The 15,676-nt window shown below is 51.0% G+C and carries 16 protein-coding genes; 7 read left to right on the top strand and 9 right to left on the bottom strand.

The window, feature by feature from the left end; translation table 11 throughout:
- Positions 1–229: 229 nt before the first annotated feature.
- From Q3O60_RS06025 to lptM, 9 genes are all read right to left on the bottom strand, one after another.
- Positions 230–1,066: a hypothetical protein gene (locus tag Q3O60_RS06025; protein WP_305892998.1), complete on the bottom strand. Its 837-nt coding sequence runs from the start codon at positions 1,064–1,066 to the stop codon at positions 230–232.
- Between the two features lie 32 nt (positions 1,067–1,098).
- Positions 1,099–3,174: a GNAT family N-acetyltransferase gene (locus tag Q3O60_RS06020; RefSeq protein ID WP_305892997.1), complete on the bottom strand. Its 2,076-nt coding sequence runs from the start codon at positions 3,172–3,174 to the stop codon at positions 1,099–1,101.
- Positions 3,174–5,345 carry a DNA helicase II gene (uvrD, locus tag Q3O60_RS06015; RefSeq protein ID WP_305892996.1) on the bottom strand — a complete coding sequence of 724 codons (2,172 nt, stop codon included), beginning with the start codon at positions 5,343–5,345 and terminating at the stop codon, positions 3,174–3,176. Before uvrD ends, Q3O60_RS06020 begins: the two co-directional genes overlap by 1 nt.
- A 111-nt stretch (positions 5,346–5,456) precedes the next feature.
- Complete coding sequence (locus Q3O60_RS06010; RefSeq protein WP_305892995.1) at positions 5,457–6,158, bottom strand: HAD-IA family hydrolase; 702 nt, start codon at positions 6,156–6,158, stop codon at positions 5,457–5,459.
- Entirely contained in the window at positions 6,158–7,054 is an 897-nt protein-coding gene (gene xerC, locus Q3O60_RS06005) for a tyrosine recombinase XerC (RefSeq protein ID WP_305892994.1), read from the bottom strand. The genes Q3O60_RS06010 and xerC overlap by 1 nt, the downstream gene beginning before the upstream one ends.
- A 63-nt stretch (positions 7,055–7,117) precedes the next feature.
- Entirely contained in the window at positions 7,118–7,816 is a 699-nt protein-coding gene (locus tag Q3O60_RS06000) for a DUF484 family protein (protein WP_305892993.1), read from the bottom strand.
- Positions 7,813–8,676, bottom strand: coding sequence for a diaminopimelate epimerase (gene dapF / locus Q3O60_RS05995; protein ID WP_305893005.1), 864 nt, complete (start codon positions 8,674–8,676; stop codon positions 7,813–7,815). Before dapF ends, Q3O60_RS06000 begins: the two co-directional genes overlap by 4 nt.
- On the bottom strand, positions 8,673–9,923 hold the full coding sequence (gene lysA / locus Q3O60_RS05990) for a diaminopimelate decarboxylase (RefSeq protein WP_305892992.1): 1,251 nt from the start codon (positions 9,921–9,923) through the stop codon (positions 8,673–8,675). The genes dapF and lysA overlap by 4 nt, the downstream gene beginning before the upstream one ends.
- Complete coding sequence (gene lptM, locus Q3O60_RS05985) at positions 9,910–10,125, bottom strand: LPS translocon maturation chaperone LptM (protein ID WP_305892991.1); 216 nt, start codon at positions 10,123–10,125, stop codon at positions 9,910–9,912. Before lptM ends, lysA begins: the two co-directional genes overlap by 14 nt.
- A 71-nt stretch (positions 10,126–10,196) precedes the next feature.
- Between lptM and cyaY the strand changes: the two genes are divergently transcribed.
- From cyaY to Q3O60_RS05950, 7 genes are read left to right on the top strand one after another with little or no spacing between them, the layout of a single operon-like run.
- Positions 10,197–10,529: an iron donor protein CyaY gene (gene cyaY, locus Q3O60_RS05980; RefSeq protein ID WP_305892990.1), complete on the top strand. Its 333-nt coding sequence runs from the start codon at positions 10,197–10,199 to the stop codon at positions 10,527–10,529.
- A 2-nt stretch (positions 10,530–10,531) separates the two neighbouring features.
- Positions 10,532–11,212 (top strand): alpha/beta hydrolase, encoded by a 681-nt coding sequence (locus Q3O60_RS05975; protein ID WP_305892989.1) that lies wholly within the window; start codon positions 10,532–10,534, stop codon positions 11,210–11,212.
- A gap of 1 nt (position 11,213) precedes the next feature.
- Complete coding sequence (gene hemC / locus Q3O60_RS05970) at positions 11,214–12,146, top strand: hydroxymethylbilane synthase (protein WP_305892988.1); 933 nt, start codon at positions 11,214–11,216, stop codon at positions 12,144–12,146.
- Entirely contained in the window at positions 12,146–12,892 is a 747-nt protein-coding gene (locus Q3O60_RS05965; RefSeq protein ID WP_305892987.1) for a uroporphyrinogen-III synthase, read from the top strand. The genes hemC and Q3O60_RS05965 overlap by 1 nt, the downstream gene beginning before the upstream one ends.
- Positions 12,889–14,049: a uroporphyrinogen-III C-methyltransferase gene (locus tag Q3O60_RS05960; protein WP_305892986.1), complete on the top strand. Its 1,161-nt coding sequence runs from the start codon at positions 12,889–12,891 to the stop codon at positions 14,047–14,049. Before Q3O60_RS05965 ends, Q3O60_RS05960 begins: the two co-directional genes overlap by 4 nt.
- Positions 14,046–15,137, top strand: a complete 1,092-nt coding sequence (locus tag Q3O60_RS05955; RefSeq protein ID WP_305892985.1) for a heme biosynthesis HemY N-terminal domain-containing protein — start codon at positions 14,046–14,048, stop codon at positions 15,135–15,137. The genes Q3O60_RS05960 and Q3O60_RS05955 overlap by 4 nt, the downstream gene beginning before the upstream one ends.
- On the top strand, positions 15,137–15,652 hold the full coding sequence (locus Q3O60_RS05950; protein ID WP_305892984.1) for a DNA-deoxyinosine glycosylase: 516 nt from the start codon (positions 15,137–15,139) through the stop codon (positions 15,650–15,652). Before Q3O60_RS05955 ends, Q3O60_RS05950 begins: the two co-directional genes overlap by 1 nt.
- The last annotated feature ends 24 nt before the right edge of the window (positions 15,653–15,676 follow it).

Genomic DNA, 15,676 nt, shown 5'->3' with positions numbered 1-15,676 from the left:
GCGCCTGACGACGCACACTCGCGCATGGCTGCCACAGCGCTTTGCTGGTGGCATTGCAGTGGGCTCTCCCTGCCCACTGCCCTTCGGACCTGCCTTCGGCAGTCCCAAACTGCTCCCGGCAGTTTGGTCGCCATGCTGGCTGTGGTGTACTTCTCTCTTGAATAGTGCTTACCTCTCCCTTCTAAAATACGAGCTGTACTTAAAGGGGGACCGAGGAGGATTTAATGGTCTATGGATTCCGGTGTAAATTACCATGTCGATCAAAGCTCCAATGCTCGGTTCCTAGCAGTTCAAGGTGGCTTGTTGCTTCTGAAAGTGGCATTGCTTCGATAAAGCGCTGTTGATAATCAAGGAATATGAGCCATTGCTGCTGATGATCGCTTAGCTCCGCAACAGACAAGTAGCGATGCATACCAAGATAGAGTGGAGGGTAGTTTTTCCAGCCACGTTGAATGCGAAAAATATAGTCGCTTTGATACTCGATATGCAGGTAATTGGCTTGTTCAATTGCTGTTAGCTGGTCTTTTCTTTCAATGGTGGCGATGGCGATGCTATTACTCTCGTTGATGAGAGCTTGATTGCGTTGCTGGTCTATCACTTGGCTTTGTTGTGTCAGCTCAAGTGAATCAGCAAAGCTGCGCTCCAGCGGGGAACTGAGCTCTAATTCAAAGTACACTGCTCGATAATCACTAAATAGTTGCTGCCACAAATAGGTTTGATCGCACGTTAGATCCTCTTCCAGCCACTGAGTTGCACTACGGTTTGGCCTGAGCTTTAGGGTTGCAGCGAACTGTGTAACTACCTCGCTGGGTGAAGCGAGCACTCGCTCGATCACATCTTTAGCTGGGTAGTTTTGTAAATCATGATGTAAGACTTTCCATTGCGAGGCATAAGCACTATCTTGGCAAGCATTATAGCCATCATCAAGCCGATGACTTAAATACTCCGTGTTGACGGCAGCTTGCAATAAGGTACGTTGTTGAGGAGTAAAGTCATCAGCGCTAAGGCCAGAAACAAGGAACAAAACAGTGCTGAGCAGCATGGTAGTACCATTAATCAAAATCATAGCTTAACAGTTGCCTTGTCAGCTTTCTACGCTTAAGTCATTTCTGATAATACTTTGGCAACAATTTGTTGGGTTTTAGCAATCACTTGCTTTTTTCCGGTCAATTCAAAGCGCTGCGCCATTTCTTGCCAGCTAAGTTGGAGCCAAAATTGCGCTATTAAATATGCTGCGTCCTTATCAGAAAGATAATCCAAATTTTGATTTAGCCAATGCCGCAGTTGACTGTAGACCAGCTCGAATGGCCGCTGCTGGTTACTGAATAATTGCAACGCTTCATTGTCCTGTTTGCTAAGTGCTTTGCGCGGAGGGGTGACCAATCGTCTTAGCAGAGCAGGATCAAGCTGTCGGTAAAAGATGGGGATTTGCTCATAGAGCTGGTGACGAAAACTGTTTTCCAGTTGACTCATTAGTTTTTGCTCAGAGCCGGATGGCTTTAGCATCAGCAACGAGTGCTCACCACTGGCATGATCGGCTTTGATGCCAAGGCGAACCGGCACGAAGCCGGACTTGTGCCAGAATCGAACTACCGCTTCAGATGCAGCAAAACTGGTACCAAGCAACCGATCTGTTTGTTGATAGTGTGCTGCGAGATGCTGCAGTAGTTCGGTACCAATGCCTCGCCCTTGTAACTCAGGATGCACCACAATGCGTTGAATTCTGGCTGCTGGTAGGGTAGCAAGCTCTGGCCGTTGCAAATGAAAAGCCAGACTTTGCGGTAGCATGTGACCTTGTAGTCGTCGAGTGCCTTTATAAATATGCTGAGCCAGCGGTTCTGGTATGTCCCCCTCAAGACTGACCAAGGCACAGCCAATCAGCTGATCTTGCAGGTACATAGCATGCACCCTCAGAGTCGGGTTATCCAGTAATGCTACAAGATCATCGACATGAGTCTGGTAATGAGCCAAGGACAATAGCTGAAATAATTCGGCGAGTACTTTTGGTTGTTCGAGCAGATCCCTGGCCTGAAACTGTTGCAAAACACCATCGGATGGTTCGATGTCATCAGGGGATATCGTGCCATCGGTCCCATCGTTTGCCAATAAAAAGCACCGGAAGATCAATTGCTCGAGAGGATCCTGCTGATGATAACGAATAGGTTGTTGCAGGTGCAGTTTACGCCAGCCGGGCCGATGCGATGCCAAATATTGCTGGAAACGAAGCTGAAAACCTCGCCCCGTGCCTTCATAACCATGTTCGGTGGTTGCGAACACGATACGGCTATACTGCTGGGTGAGTTGCTGCAGTTGCGGCGTTGGAATAGCTGCCGCTTCATCGATAAGCAACAAATCAGCAGCTGGCCATTGGCGAAGTAAGGCGTCTACTGGCATAAACTGCAAGGCGTCATGCAAGGTTTCTGCACAGTTGGCCTGAAAATGCTGCTGGCAGATCCGGGCCGCGGCTTGGTTGGGAGCTGTCAGGATTAATTTTGCTTTTCCTTGCTCCGCCAGCTGTGCTGCAGCAATACCTAGTGCAGCTGATTTGCCGCGACCGCGATGAGCGCTGAGCACTAAAGGGCGATGACGGTGACCAGAAACCACCCGCAGGATGGCAGTGACTGCTTCTTGTTGCTCGTCGGATGCGTATGGCTCGGAAGGAGTTACAGCTGGAGTGATGGTAGGAAACTTAGGCTGACGTTCAATGGTTTTCGTGGTTAGCCAACCTACATCACAGCCTTGCAGCTGTTGCCAAAAAAAACGCAAAAAATAGCCCTGATGCTGCTCAGCATCTAGTGGATAAGGTAATAGATGTCGATGGGCCGGGTTGGCGCTTTGTTGCCATGCATCCGGCTCTGGGATCAGCAGCAACCAAAGGCCACCAGCTTTTAATGCGCCACTGCAGGCAGCCACCAGATCAGCTGGGAAACCCTGCTCGGCATTAATGATCAGCAGATCGCATTCGGCACCTAGCTGCTTGTGTTGACGGCTAGGGACGAGTGCGTGTTCAGGAGCGCCCGGGCCGATCCAATAGAGAGTTTTATCCGAATGTTGCTGCAAAAATTGCTGAACTTCAGGCCAAATCTCTGTTTGCAAACCGCTGAACACCACCGGCAAACGGCAATGTGCTGCAGCCGCTTGTGCCAGCCATTCGGGCAGCTGCTGGTTCAACATCAGGCAATGGCTTCCAGCCGGGCATACGAAGTCACCAGCCATTTGCTGCCAAGGTCGTCAAAGTTAACCTGAATACGCGATTGCGGCCCACTGCCCTCATAATTCAGCACCGTGCCTTCGCCAAACTTGCTGTGTAGCACTCGTTGTCCCAGTTTGAAACCGGTATTTTCAAAGGCTGTATGGCTTGCTTGGTGGCCAAAGCGCTGCGAGCTCATGGGTTGCACCACCCGGGTATTAAGCCTGATTTGCTCTAAGCACTCTTCCGGGATCTCGCGTAAAAAGCGCGATGGTAGATGATGATGCTCTTGGCCATAGACCCGGCGGCTTTCAGCATGGCATAAATACAGCTTTTGCATGGCACGCGTCATACCGACGTAGCACAGCCGCCGCTCTTCTTCTAACCGCCCAGATTCTTCACTGCTCTGCTGACTGGGGAACATGCCCTCTTCCAAGCCATTGATAAACACTAATGGAAACTCCAGACCTTTGGCGCTATGCAGCGTCATTAGTTGCACGGCATCGGCATAACTATCGGCCTGATAATCGCCGGCATCCAAGGCTGCTTGTGACAAAAAAGACTGCAGTGGTGTCAGATGCTCATCGGCTTCATAGGGAGCAGTTTGGCAAGCGGTGATCAATTCGTTTAAGTTTTCCAGCCTGGTTTGTGCTTTTTCACCTTTTTCCGCTTGATACATGGCATACAGACCGGATTGTTTGATGGCATGGTCGGCTTGTTCATGCAGTGGCAAATCATCGCATTGTTCGGCTAAACGCTCGATCAGTTCGATAAATTGTGTGATGGCATTGGCAGCCCGACCCGTGAGTTGTTTTTCTGCCAACATACGCTGCAAGCTTTGCCACAATGTGAGTTGCTGCTCACGTGCAAAGGCCCGCACTTTGCCCAAGGTAGTATCGCCAATACCACGGGCGGGCGTGTTAATCACCCGCTCAATGGCGGCGTCGTCTTTGCGGTTGGCGATTAAGCGTAAGTAGCCAAGCGCATCTTTAATTTCCTGTCGCTCGTAAAAACGCACCCCCCCGTAGATGCGGTAATTTAACCCCGCTTGAATCAGAGCTTCTTCCAGAATGCGGGACTGCGCATTGTTGCGATACAAAATAGCGCTATCACTCAGACTATTGCCTTGCTGATGCCAATCTTTAATGCGGCCAACAATAAAACGTGCTTCATCCAATTCATTAAAGGCAGTATAAAGCGAAATAGGCTCGCCTTCGCGGCCATCGGTCCATAGGTCTTTGCCCAAGCGATCGCTGTTGTGCGCAATCACTGCATTAGCCGCTTTTAAGATGGTGGCGGTGGAGCGGTAGTTTTGCTCCAGCCGAATAGTGACCGGCTCGGGGTAATCCAGCAGAAAGCTCTGAATATTTTCGACCCGGGCACCACGCCAGCCATAGATGGATTGATCATCATCGCCAACAATCATCACTTTGCTGTCTGGCCCCGCCAGCAGTTTCAGCCAGCGGTATTGGATGGCATTGGTATCCTGAAACTCATCCACCAACACATGGCGAAATCGCTGCTGATAATGGGCGCGCACCTGAGCATGTTGTTGCAATAGCTCGACCGAGCGTAGCAGAATTTCGGCAAAATCGACCAAACCAGCTCGATCACAGACATCCTGATAGGCGGTATAGATTTTGATCATAGTCTGCAGGCTGAAATCACCACCGGCCTCAATATTCGCTGGCCGTTCGCCTTCATCTTTACGTGCATTGATAAACCATTGAATTTGCTTGGCGGGCCAGTGTTTTTCATCCAGATTCAGGCTTTTTAGTACCCGGCGGATTAAGCGATATTGATCATCGGAGTCGAGGATTTGAAAGCCTTGCGGTAAGCCTGCTTCTTGATAATGCGTGCGAAGTAGGCGGTGCGACAAGCCATGAAAGGTGCCCATCCAGAGGTTATGAATGCTGACGCCCACCGTTTGCTCAATGCGACCTCGCATCTCTTGCGCTGCCTTATTGGTAAAGGTTACGGCGAGCAGGCTGTAAGGCGCAACCCGTTCTACTTGCATCAACCAGGCTAAACGATGGATCAAGACCCGGGTTTTACCACTGCCAGCACCTGCCAGCACCAGCATATGTTGCGGTGGAGCAGCCACGGCTTCTCGTTGCGGTTCGTTTAGTTGATCAAGCAGTTCAGACACATCCATCGAGCAATCTCTTGGTTGGCGTTTGTAGCCATTATAACAGGCTGTATGGTTGCGCCAAGTAAAGCGGGCTGATTTAGTGGATAAATAACCAGTGCTTAACAAGGCCTGTGGTTAAACGAGTAGGGAGGCTAACTGTTGAAGCTCTGTCAGCCGTAGGTGCGGTAAAACGCTGATGGGTCGGGCATGATGATCCAGCCATGCGGCCTGACAACCTGCATTTAATGCGCCCATCACATCGGCGCGGTGGCTGTCGCCGATGTGCAGGATCTGCTGTGGCGTGACGTCTAGCGTGTTAGCAGCGGCCAGATACAGATCCGGAAAAGGCTTCATCCGACCGTCAGGTCCTGCCTGCAAACCAAACTCAAACAGTGGTCCCAGCCCCATTCGTTGCACACAGGCATTGCCATTGGTGATGGCAATCAGCTGATAGTGTGCGGCCAGTTGTTGCAGCAATGCGCTTACCTCTGGAGCAATGGTAATCTTAGTACGTGCTTGCCAAAAAGCTTGAAAAGCCTGCTCGGCGATGTCCACAGCTTCTTGCTTAGCCAGCCCCAGCTGCAACAAGCCTGCTTCAGCCCCCAGCAAGCGCCAGCGGCCAATATCATGTCGAATTTCTGGCTGTTGCTGACCCAACTGCCAGCGCACTTTGCTCCAATAGTCGAGCGGTTGATGCAGCACAGGATCCAACTGATGTTGTAAGCTTGTCAGCATCGCTTGCTCCGCTGCCAGCAATACAGGCTTGTTGTCGTAAAGGGTGTCGTCCAGATCGAATGACAGTACCTTGATTGGAGGCAATGCTTTAAAGACCTGCATTAGGTTTTCTTCCTGGCCCTTGGGTGGGCGCCATCATAGACTTTGGCAAGATGTTGAAAATCGAGATGGGTATAGACCTGAGTGGTACTGAGGTTGGCATGGCCTAGTAGCTCCTGCACGGCGCGTAAATCCCCGCTGGATTCAAGGATATGACTGGCAAAAGAATGGCGTAGCATATGTGGATGCAATGTTTGTGCTAAACCTTGTTGTTTGGCCCAGCGATCGACCCGCTGTCGCACTTGTCGGCTCGAGATACGTTGCTGTTGAATACTCAGAAAAAGCGCATCCGCATCGGCGGCCGGTAACTCTGGGCCGACGAACTCTGGTCGGTATTGCAGCCATTCCTTCAGCGCTTGAATGGCGTAGCGACCAATGGGCAGGGTGCGATCTTTACTGCCCTTGCCACGAACATTGATTAACTGTTCATGCCAATTGATATCGGTGAGGTCGAGCGTAACGAGTTCTGCCAAGCGTAAGCCAGAGGAGTAAAACAACTCCAGTATGGCACGGTCACGATAGCCGAGCGCATCGTTTGGCTTGGCACTCAGTAACTGGCGGATTTGATCGACATCCAATAGCTTTGGAAGCGTCTTTTCCGCTTTCGGCACTTTCAGATACTGCGCCGGATTATCATCACAGAGCTGCTGCTGTTGTAAAAAGCGATAAAAACTGCGCAAGCTGGCGGCGCGTAAAGCCAAGGACCGTGGAGCAAGACCCTGTTGAAAAGCGTGGCCAAGATGACGTTGCAGCATGGCTTGTGTGAGTTGCACCCAGCTGGTAACTCCGGATTGCAGGGCCACGGTTTCAAGCTGCCGGCGATAGCTATCGCGGGTCGCGGGGCTGTAATTGCGCTCATTGCGCAGGTAATCAAGAAATTGCTGCAAAGGGCCAGCCATGGATAGAGCCATGGCTGAGTTGACAGGTTTTGCTTTAGCTGGCATCGCGGTTAAATAGCATGATTAAGCCGCATGATGTGCCGGGCAGAGTACCCGTACCACCAGTTCAGCCAGATGCTCTAAAAACAGGTTATCCATCTCGGGCTGGAAATGATCATCTTGCTCACTACCAAAGGCCAGTAATGCCAGTGGTTTGTCTTGTACCTTGATCAATTGCAGTGCCACCGAGTGAATATTGGTAGGGAATATATGTTGTTGTTCTTCTTGATTTAACCGACCAAGATACAGCTGGCGATGATTGAGGCGACGATTCAGCAGTAGCTCAAAGTCCTGATAGGCTGGTTTGGTGGTTTCATCAAGAAACGAAAACAACTGGCAGGCATGCACACCTGGCATAGCTTTGCTAAAGGTCGTCAAGTGCTGCTGTAAATCCTGGGCATCCTGACACTGCATCAACTCAACGTGCAATTGATTCAGCGCACGGAAAATCACCTCATTATGACGGGCTATGCCCATCAGGCGGGTGATTTCTTCTTCCAGTGCGTTGATTTTTCCTCGTTGCAGCTCCAGTTGCCTTTCCACCAGAGAGATGCTGCCTTTTTGCTGATGCGGCAGCCGCAGTTCAGCCAGCAGGCGAGGATGCTGCAAAAAGAAATCAGGATTTTGTTGTAAATGATCGACCACCAGCGCCGCCTGCATCAAGGCTTCATCGGTCTGCAGTTCAGCTGCGCTCAGGGTATTACTGTCACTTTTTTTGCTCATAGTACTATTTGTCCATCGTATACGTGACTGGCGGGGCCGGTCATTTTGACCGGCTGACCAGGTCCTTGCCAGCGAATGGTCAGGCTACCACCCGGTAAATCAACTCGAACCTGCTGTTGTAATTTTTTTTGCAGTTGCCCGACAACGACCGCCGCACAGGCGCCAGTGCCGCAGGCCAGTGTTTCACCGACACCGCGTTCCCACACCCGTAGTTTAATGTGCTGTGGCGATAGGATCTGCATAAAACCAATATTAGCACGTTCCGGGAAGCGTTCATGCAATTCAAACAAAGGTCCAAGGATATCGACCGGGGCGGCATCAATTTGATCGACCACCGTCACGGCATGTGGGTTACCCATCGATACCACACCAGATAACAGCGTTTGATCGTCTGCTCGCAAGATATAAGTCGTTTCCTGCTTATTGGCTTTAAAAGGAACACGATCAGGTTCCAGCTGAGGAACCCCCATATTGACGGTGATTTGACCGTCTTGCTCCACCAGCAAATGAATAGTGCCTGATTTAGTGCTGACACCTATTTTATGTTTGTTGGTCAGCCCGCGGGAGCGCACAAAGCGGGCAAAGCAACGGGCACCATTGCCACATTGCTCTACTTCGGAGCCATCTGCATTAAAAATCCGGTAATGAAAATCCAGATCCGGATCGTAGGGGGGTTCCACCATCAACAATTGATCAAAGCCAATGCCAAAGTTGCGATCGGCCAGCTTTCGAATTTGCTCCGGAGTGATGTAGACATTGTTGCTGACATTGTCGACCACCATGAAGTCATTACCCAGCCCATGCATTTTGGAAAAATGCAGTACCGTGCCTCCGCGCTTCTCAGAGCGCTGAGCATTCATGGGAGAGTTTGTTCGCCGCGCCATAAGTCCTGCCATAATTCTCGTTGTCGGATCAGGTGGCAATTGCCACCATCCACCAATACCTCTGCGGCCCGAGGGCGACTGTTGTAGTTGGAACTCATGGTAAAGCCATAAGCTCCGGCTGAACGCACTGCCAGTAAATCGCCTTCAGCGATAGCCAGCATGCGGTCTTTACCCAGAAAATCTCCGGTTTCACAGACCGGACCTACCACATCATACTGCTGTTGTTCGTGCTGTGCACCTGTTTCTACCGCGACAATCTCTTGCCAGGCGCTGTACAGTGCCGGACGGATCAAATCATTCATGGCAGCATCGACGATGGCAAAGTTTTTTTCCTGGCCTGGCTTGATGTATTCCACTTTCGTCAGCAAGATACCGGCATTGGCCATAATGGCCCGGCCGGGCTCAAAAATCAGCGTTAAATGCGGGTAATCTTTGAGGCGCTTGACGACCGCTGCTGCGTATTCACTAGGGTGGGGAGGCGTTTCATCTTTATAGCGAACACCAAGGCCACCGCCGATATCAATATGATGCAGCACAATATCTTGTTGCTGCAGGCGATCAATCAATTGCAGTAATTTTTCCAGTGCATCCAGAAATGGCTGTGTTTCAGTCAGTTGCGAGCCAATATGACAATCGACACCCACCACTTGCAGGTTAGTGGCCGCAGCGGCTTGCTGATAAATACGCTCTGCATCGTTGATATCAATGCCAAACTTGTTGGCTTTTAAGCCGGTAGAAATGTATGGATGGGTTTTAGCGTCAATGTCTGGATTGACCCGAATAGATACGGGAGCCATCACCTTGAGCTCTGCCGCAACTTGTTGCAAGCGGTTCAGCTCGGATTCGGATTCAACATTAAAGCACTTAATGCCCAATTGCAGCGCATAGCGCATTTCATCAGCAGTTTTCGCTACACCAGAAAATACCACCTTGTTTGGATCGCCACCGGCCGCCATCACGCGGCGCAGCTCACCCTCGGATACGATATCAAAACCACTGCCAAGCCGGGCCAGTACGTTCAGAATGGCAATGTTGCTGTTGGCTTTCACAGCGTAACAGATCAGGTGAGGGTGCTCGGCAGCCGCATCAGAAAATGCATTGTAGTGGCGCTCCAGCGTTGCTCGGGAATAGACATAGCAGGGCGTGCCGTATTGATTGGCAATATCGGACAGCGGTAAATCTTCAGCAAATAGCTGGTGGTCTCGGTAATTAAAGTAATCCATCGTACTCACTCTGAACAGTAGCCGTAGCGGCTGAGTTTTCTTCCATCTTCTCTTGCTCTTCGGCGACAGGAGCAGGCTCTTGTGGTAAGGTAAGGGGACCTTTTTGACCACAGGCACTGAGTAAAGTAATGACCGCGATTGGCAGCAGAAGGCGGCCAAGCATGGTGCCTGAAGTACTGAAGAAAAGGTGTCGTTGATGCATGGTTTTTATTTCATAAATTAATGGACGCTCTATAATCGCATCCTTAGCAGCAAAAGCAAACAGGTGACCAAATGAATGATCGCGAATATGATGAATTAGCCGATGCCACCATGCTGGCCATCGAAGAGGCCATTGAGCAGTTGGATGTCGATCTTGATTATGAATCTCACGGTGGCTTGCTGGAAGTGACTTTCAGTAATGGCAGTAAAATCATCATCAATAAGCAGCCTCCTTTGCAGCAAATCTGGGTGGCCACTAAATTTAACGGTCATCATTGTGAATGGCAAAACGATCAATGGATTGATAACCGTAGTGGTAGCGAATTATGGCAACTTTTAACGGATGCGGCTTCCAAGCAAGCCGGTAGTCCAGTGCTATTGGCTCCTCAACCCTCAGGAGTCTAATCATGGCAGTACTCCCTTTTGTTGATGTAAAACCGAACGGTACGGTAAAGGCTGCTGTTGTATGGCTGCATGGATTAGGTGATTCAGGCCATGGCTTTGCACCCATAGTGCCGGAGCTACGGATCCCGGCTGATGCCGGTATTCGCTTTATATTTCCGCATGCTCCTGAGCAACCGGTTACGGTCAATGGCGGTATGCGTATGCGGGCCTGGTACGACATTAAAACCATGGATTTAACCAACCGGGCTGATGAAGCTGGGGTACGAGAATCAGCCCATGCTGTGCAACAGTTGCTGGACCAGCTGATAGCCGATGGCTTGGACAGCGAGCGGATTGTGCTGGCGGGTTTTAGTCAGGGCGGAGTTATCGCATTGCATTTACTGGCTCGCCTGCCTTATAAACTAGCTGGCGTAATGGCGTTATCCACCTATATGTGTGCTCCTGACAAGCTGGCAGCAGAGGCAACCGCTAGCAACAAAAGCATCCCGGTATTTTTCGGCCATGGTACTCAGGATCCAGTGGTACCCGTTGCGGCCGGTCAACAAGCATTTCATGCGTTAAAAAAGCAAGGCTTCCAAGTCAGCTGGCACGATTATCGGATGGAGCACAGTGTCTGTGCTCAGGAAGTAGCCGATATCAGCAGCTTCTTGCAGCGTCTGTTCATGACCGCAAAGGAAAACTAACATGAGCCAACTGGTACGTATTGCCACCCGTAAAAGCGCTCTGGCTTTATGGCAAGCTTATTACGTTAAGCAAGAGCTAGAGCGGCATCATGCTGGTATTCAGGTTGAATTAGTGCCGATGTCAACGCAGGGCGATAAGATTTTAGATACCCCTTTGGCGAAAATTGGTGGCAAGGGTTTGTTTGTCAAAGAGCTGGAAGCTGCATTGTTGGACGGCCGAGCGGATATTGCCGTCCATAGCATGAAAGATGTGCCGGTCGCCTTTCCTGAGGGGCTGGTATTGCCAACCATCTGCCCGCGGGAAGATCCTCGCGATGCCTTTGTTTCGAATACCTACTCAACGCTATCAGAACTACCCGCTGGTGCTGTGGTAGGTACCTCCAGCTTGCGACGACAATGTCAGCTGAAAGCGCGGCGGCCTGATTTACAGATCCATGACTTACGTGGCAATGTGAATACTCGCTTGGCAAAATTGGATCAAGGTGACTTTGATGCCATTATCTTAGCCGCTGCTGGTTTATTGCGATTGGATTTTTCCAGTCGTATTACCTGCTTACTGGAACCGGAAGACAGTTTACCAGCGAATGGTCAGGGCGCTGTAGGTATTGAATGTCGGGCAGATGATGTGGCTACACAACAGCTGTTGGCCGCTTTGCATCATCAAGATACCGCCGATCGAGTGCTGGCCGAGCGAGCGATGAATCGTCGTTTGCAAGGGGGCTGTCAGGTACCTATTGGTGCTTATGCGCTTTTGGAAGGTAATGAGCTCTGGCTGCGCGGTTTGGTCGGCTCCCTGGATGGTCAGCAGATCTTGCAGGCTGAGTCGCGAGCCCCGCGAGCTCAAGCTGAGCAGCTTGGCATTGATGTGGCTGAGCAGCTGCTTGCGCAAGGGGCGGCGACTTTATTGGCAGCGGCTTACGCCGAGCGTGATTAATGGCGGCTAAAGCATTTCTTATTACCCGGCCTGCCGGTAAAGCTGATCAGTTATTGGCCAGCCTTGATGAAATGGGACTGGATTATGTGTATCAGCCTTTGATTGCGACGCAAATGGTGGCGCTGAAAGCGAAAGAGCAGCAGTGGCTGCTGGAAGCAGATCAGCTGATTTTTGTCAGTGTCAGTGCTGTCACCTCATTGCAGCAGCAATTGGAAGCTAGTCAATTAAAAGCACCTCTGCTGGCGGTGGGAGAAACGACAGCATCGGCTTTAAAGCAATGGACTGGGCGTGAAGTTCGCTTTCCGCTCGATCAGCGCAGTGAAGGGGTGCTGGCGATGAGCTGTATGCAGCAGGTTGAAAATCAGCATATTGTCATTGTCCGTGGGCAGAATGGTCGCGAACTGATGAAGCAAAGCCTGCAAAAGCGAGGCGCTAAAGTGCGCTATGTACAAAGCTATCGACGAGTGCCTATTGCACTGGATGGAGCTTCACTGCTAGCACATTGGAAAGACTCGGTCAGTTGTATTCTGGTGACCAGTGACGAAATTATGCAGCAACTTTTTACCTTAGTGCCTGTCAGTGCTCATGACTGGTTACGACAGCGGCACTGGATTGTCGTTAGCCCGCGTATGCATGACTCTGCATTGGCGATGGGCATTCCGGTTGCGAATATTATACTGGCAGACAATGCCAATGATTCGGCTTTAATGGCCGCCATTTGCCATTACAAGAGGGACTACTTATGACTGAGCAAGCAAAGCCAACCAAGCAGGATGAATCCGTAGCATCTGTTGACGATGATATGCGTTATCTGCAGGAGGATGCTTTGGTCGATGAACCTCCTAAAAGTGGCCGTGGATTGGCGGGTTTTGCTTTGTTCTACAGTCTGGTGCTAACCGGCATTTTGGTTGCTGGTGGCTACTGGGCGTACCCTGAGTGGCAGCAGCTTAGCCAGCATCAACAAGTACAGCAAAGTCAGTTGCAACAGCAATTGGATGCACAACAGGCCGAGCTTGAACGTACCATGCATCAAGGACGTCAAGAGCAGCAACAGCAACTGGATCAGTGGCAACAACAAAGCCGGCAACAGCTAAATGAGCTGACTCGGCAACAACAGCAGCAACAGCAACAATTTCAACAGCAACTGCGGATGCTTGAGCAACGACTGAGTCAGGAGCAAGGTGCTGCACCAAGCGTTTGGTTGCTGGCCGAGGTGGATTACTTGCTGCGTATGGCTAGCCAAAAGTTGTGGCTGGAGCTGGATGTCGAAACGGCAAAACAATTATTACGCAGTGCCGATAGCCGCCTGGCGCGTTTAGCCGAGCCTGCTCTGCTTAGTGTGCGTGAAGCGATCCGACAGGATCAGCAAGCCCTGAGTCAACTAAGCATCCCTGACCCAACCGAAGTGCAGTTGACGATTCGGCAATGGCGAGAGGTGGCCCACACCTTACCATTCAAAGATCAGCACGCTGACTCTGCTGCGAAGCCAGATGAGGCCGAAGAAACCAGCTGGCGTCAGCGCTGGTATGCTTTGTGGCAGGGAGGCTTGAGTCAGGTACTGCAAGTGCGCTCAACTGTGGAGGATGATGTATTTAGCGTTTCGACTGAAGAGCAACGCTTGATCCGGCATCGGCTTCAGCAACAATTGGTGCAAGCTGAACTGGCCGCTATGCAGCAACAAACCAAGGTGTTTCAAGCCAATCTACGAGAAGCTGCTGACTTGATACAACGTTACTTCCAAGCCGAGCATGCCGATACTCAGCGGTTATCGGCTGCTTTGGTTGCCTTGGTTGGCACCGAGTTACACCCTGGTTATATCGCGCCTCTGCAAAGCGTAGATACTTTGCAACGCTATCAGCGCAATTTAGAACTACTCGGAGATGATGCTGGGGGCGAGCTATGATAAAAATTTTAGTCGCTTTGTTGGTGTTGGCTGCAGCGATGTGGCTTGGCCCAATGGTCTTTAGTCAGCCAGGCTATGTTCGCATTGTACTGGCAGGTTACACGTTAGAAATGACGGTGGTGGGGTTGGTCATCATGTTGCTGGTGGCTGCGCTTTTGCTATGGCTGGCAGTTAAGATAGTGCGCTGGCTTTGGGCATTACCTAGCCGTTCGTTGGGCTTTTTCCGGTGGCGCCGGCGGCAAAAAGCAGAGCAAGCCTTTCAGGAAGGGTTGCGTGCTTATGCCCGGCAACAGTGGCAAGATGCGGCCCAGCTGCTGCAACAAGCAATGACTGAAAAGAAGTACCATGATGAAAAGCTTACTTTAATCAGCTATGCGGCTTTTTACGCCGGGCAGCAGGAGCAAGCGGATCAGTCCGTACGGCAATTGCCTGCAGATGAAGCCAACAGCTGGTTTGTTAAAGCCGATTTAATGATCCAACGTGGTCAAGCTCAGCAAGCCAGTCTTTTTTTACAAGACAAGGTAGAGCAAGCACCAAAAGCCTGTGGTCTGGGGCAGCTGTATTTGTATAGTTTGCAGCAAGCGGGTCAATGGCAGATGCTGTTGGAGCAGATCCCGGCGGCACTTAAATATCGTTGGTTCAGCAAAGTGCAATGGGCTGCTCAGCGCTATCAGATTTACCCAAAAGCTATCAGCAGCTTAGTGCAGGATGGCAGTTTTTCGGAGCAGGCCGACTATTGGCAGGAGCTACCGGGTAAAGAGCGTAAGTCGGTAGCCGCCGTGATTGGTCGGGCCTGGGCTAAAGCCAATCAGGGTCATAGCGATCAGGCCGAGCGCCTGTTGGTGAATACACTGGCGCTGGTTGATTTGGAGTTGGCGTGGCCTTATTTGCGTCAGATCCCTTTAGGCCGCTCGGTACTGCAGTTACGAAAGCAAGTGCAGCATTGGCTGCATGATCACCCCAGTAATGGCTACTTGTATGCTATGCTGAGTTGGTTGGCAGAGCAGGAAGGTGAGCAGGAACAAGCCAGACTAGCATGGAAAAAAGCCGTACAGTATCAGCCTGAGCTGGCAGCAAGCTTGCGCTAATGGCAGCTGAGCGTCTAACCGGGCTGGCTGCTGTCAGTCAGCCTGATGCACAGGTGCTGGTGCTTGGAAGCATGCCTGGTGCGGCGTCGCTCAAACAGCAGCAATACTATGGCCATCCACGTAATTTATTTTGGCCGATCCTGTCTGAACTCTGTGGCTTCAGCTTGGAACAGTCCTACCCCGCTCGTTTAGCAGCTTTGCAGCAGCACAGAATAGCGCTATGGGATGTACTACAGCACTGCGAGCGCCAAGGCAGCCTGGACAGTGCCATCCGCAATGAAACCCCCAATGACTTTAACCTGTTTTTACAACAGCACCCCAAAATACGACTTATCGCCTTTAATGGCCGTAAAGCGGAGCAGAGCTTTCGGCGCTTGGTACTACCGTCATTACCGCGTGATTTGCCATGTGAATTGCTCTGCTTGCCCTCGACCAGCCCCGCTAATGCCAGCATGAGCCCAGCGTCTCGATTAGAAATCTGGTTTCAGCTCCGTGACCAGTTAGACAATAGTTAACGAAACCTTGCATTTCTCAATTTA

This window comes from Alkalimonas collagenimarina (genome assembly GCF_030717845.1).
Taxonomy (GTDB): domain Bacteria; phylum Pseudomonadota; class Gammaproteobacteria; order Enterobacterales; family Alteromonadaceae; genus Alkalimonas; species Alkalimonas collagenimarina.
The sequence above is the reverse complement of the archived record's forward strand: the minus strand, read 5'-3'. Positions and strand labels throughout refer to the sequence as shown.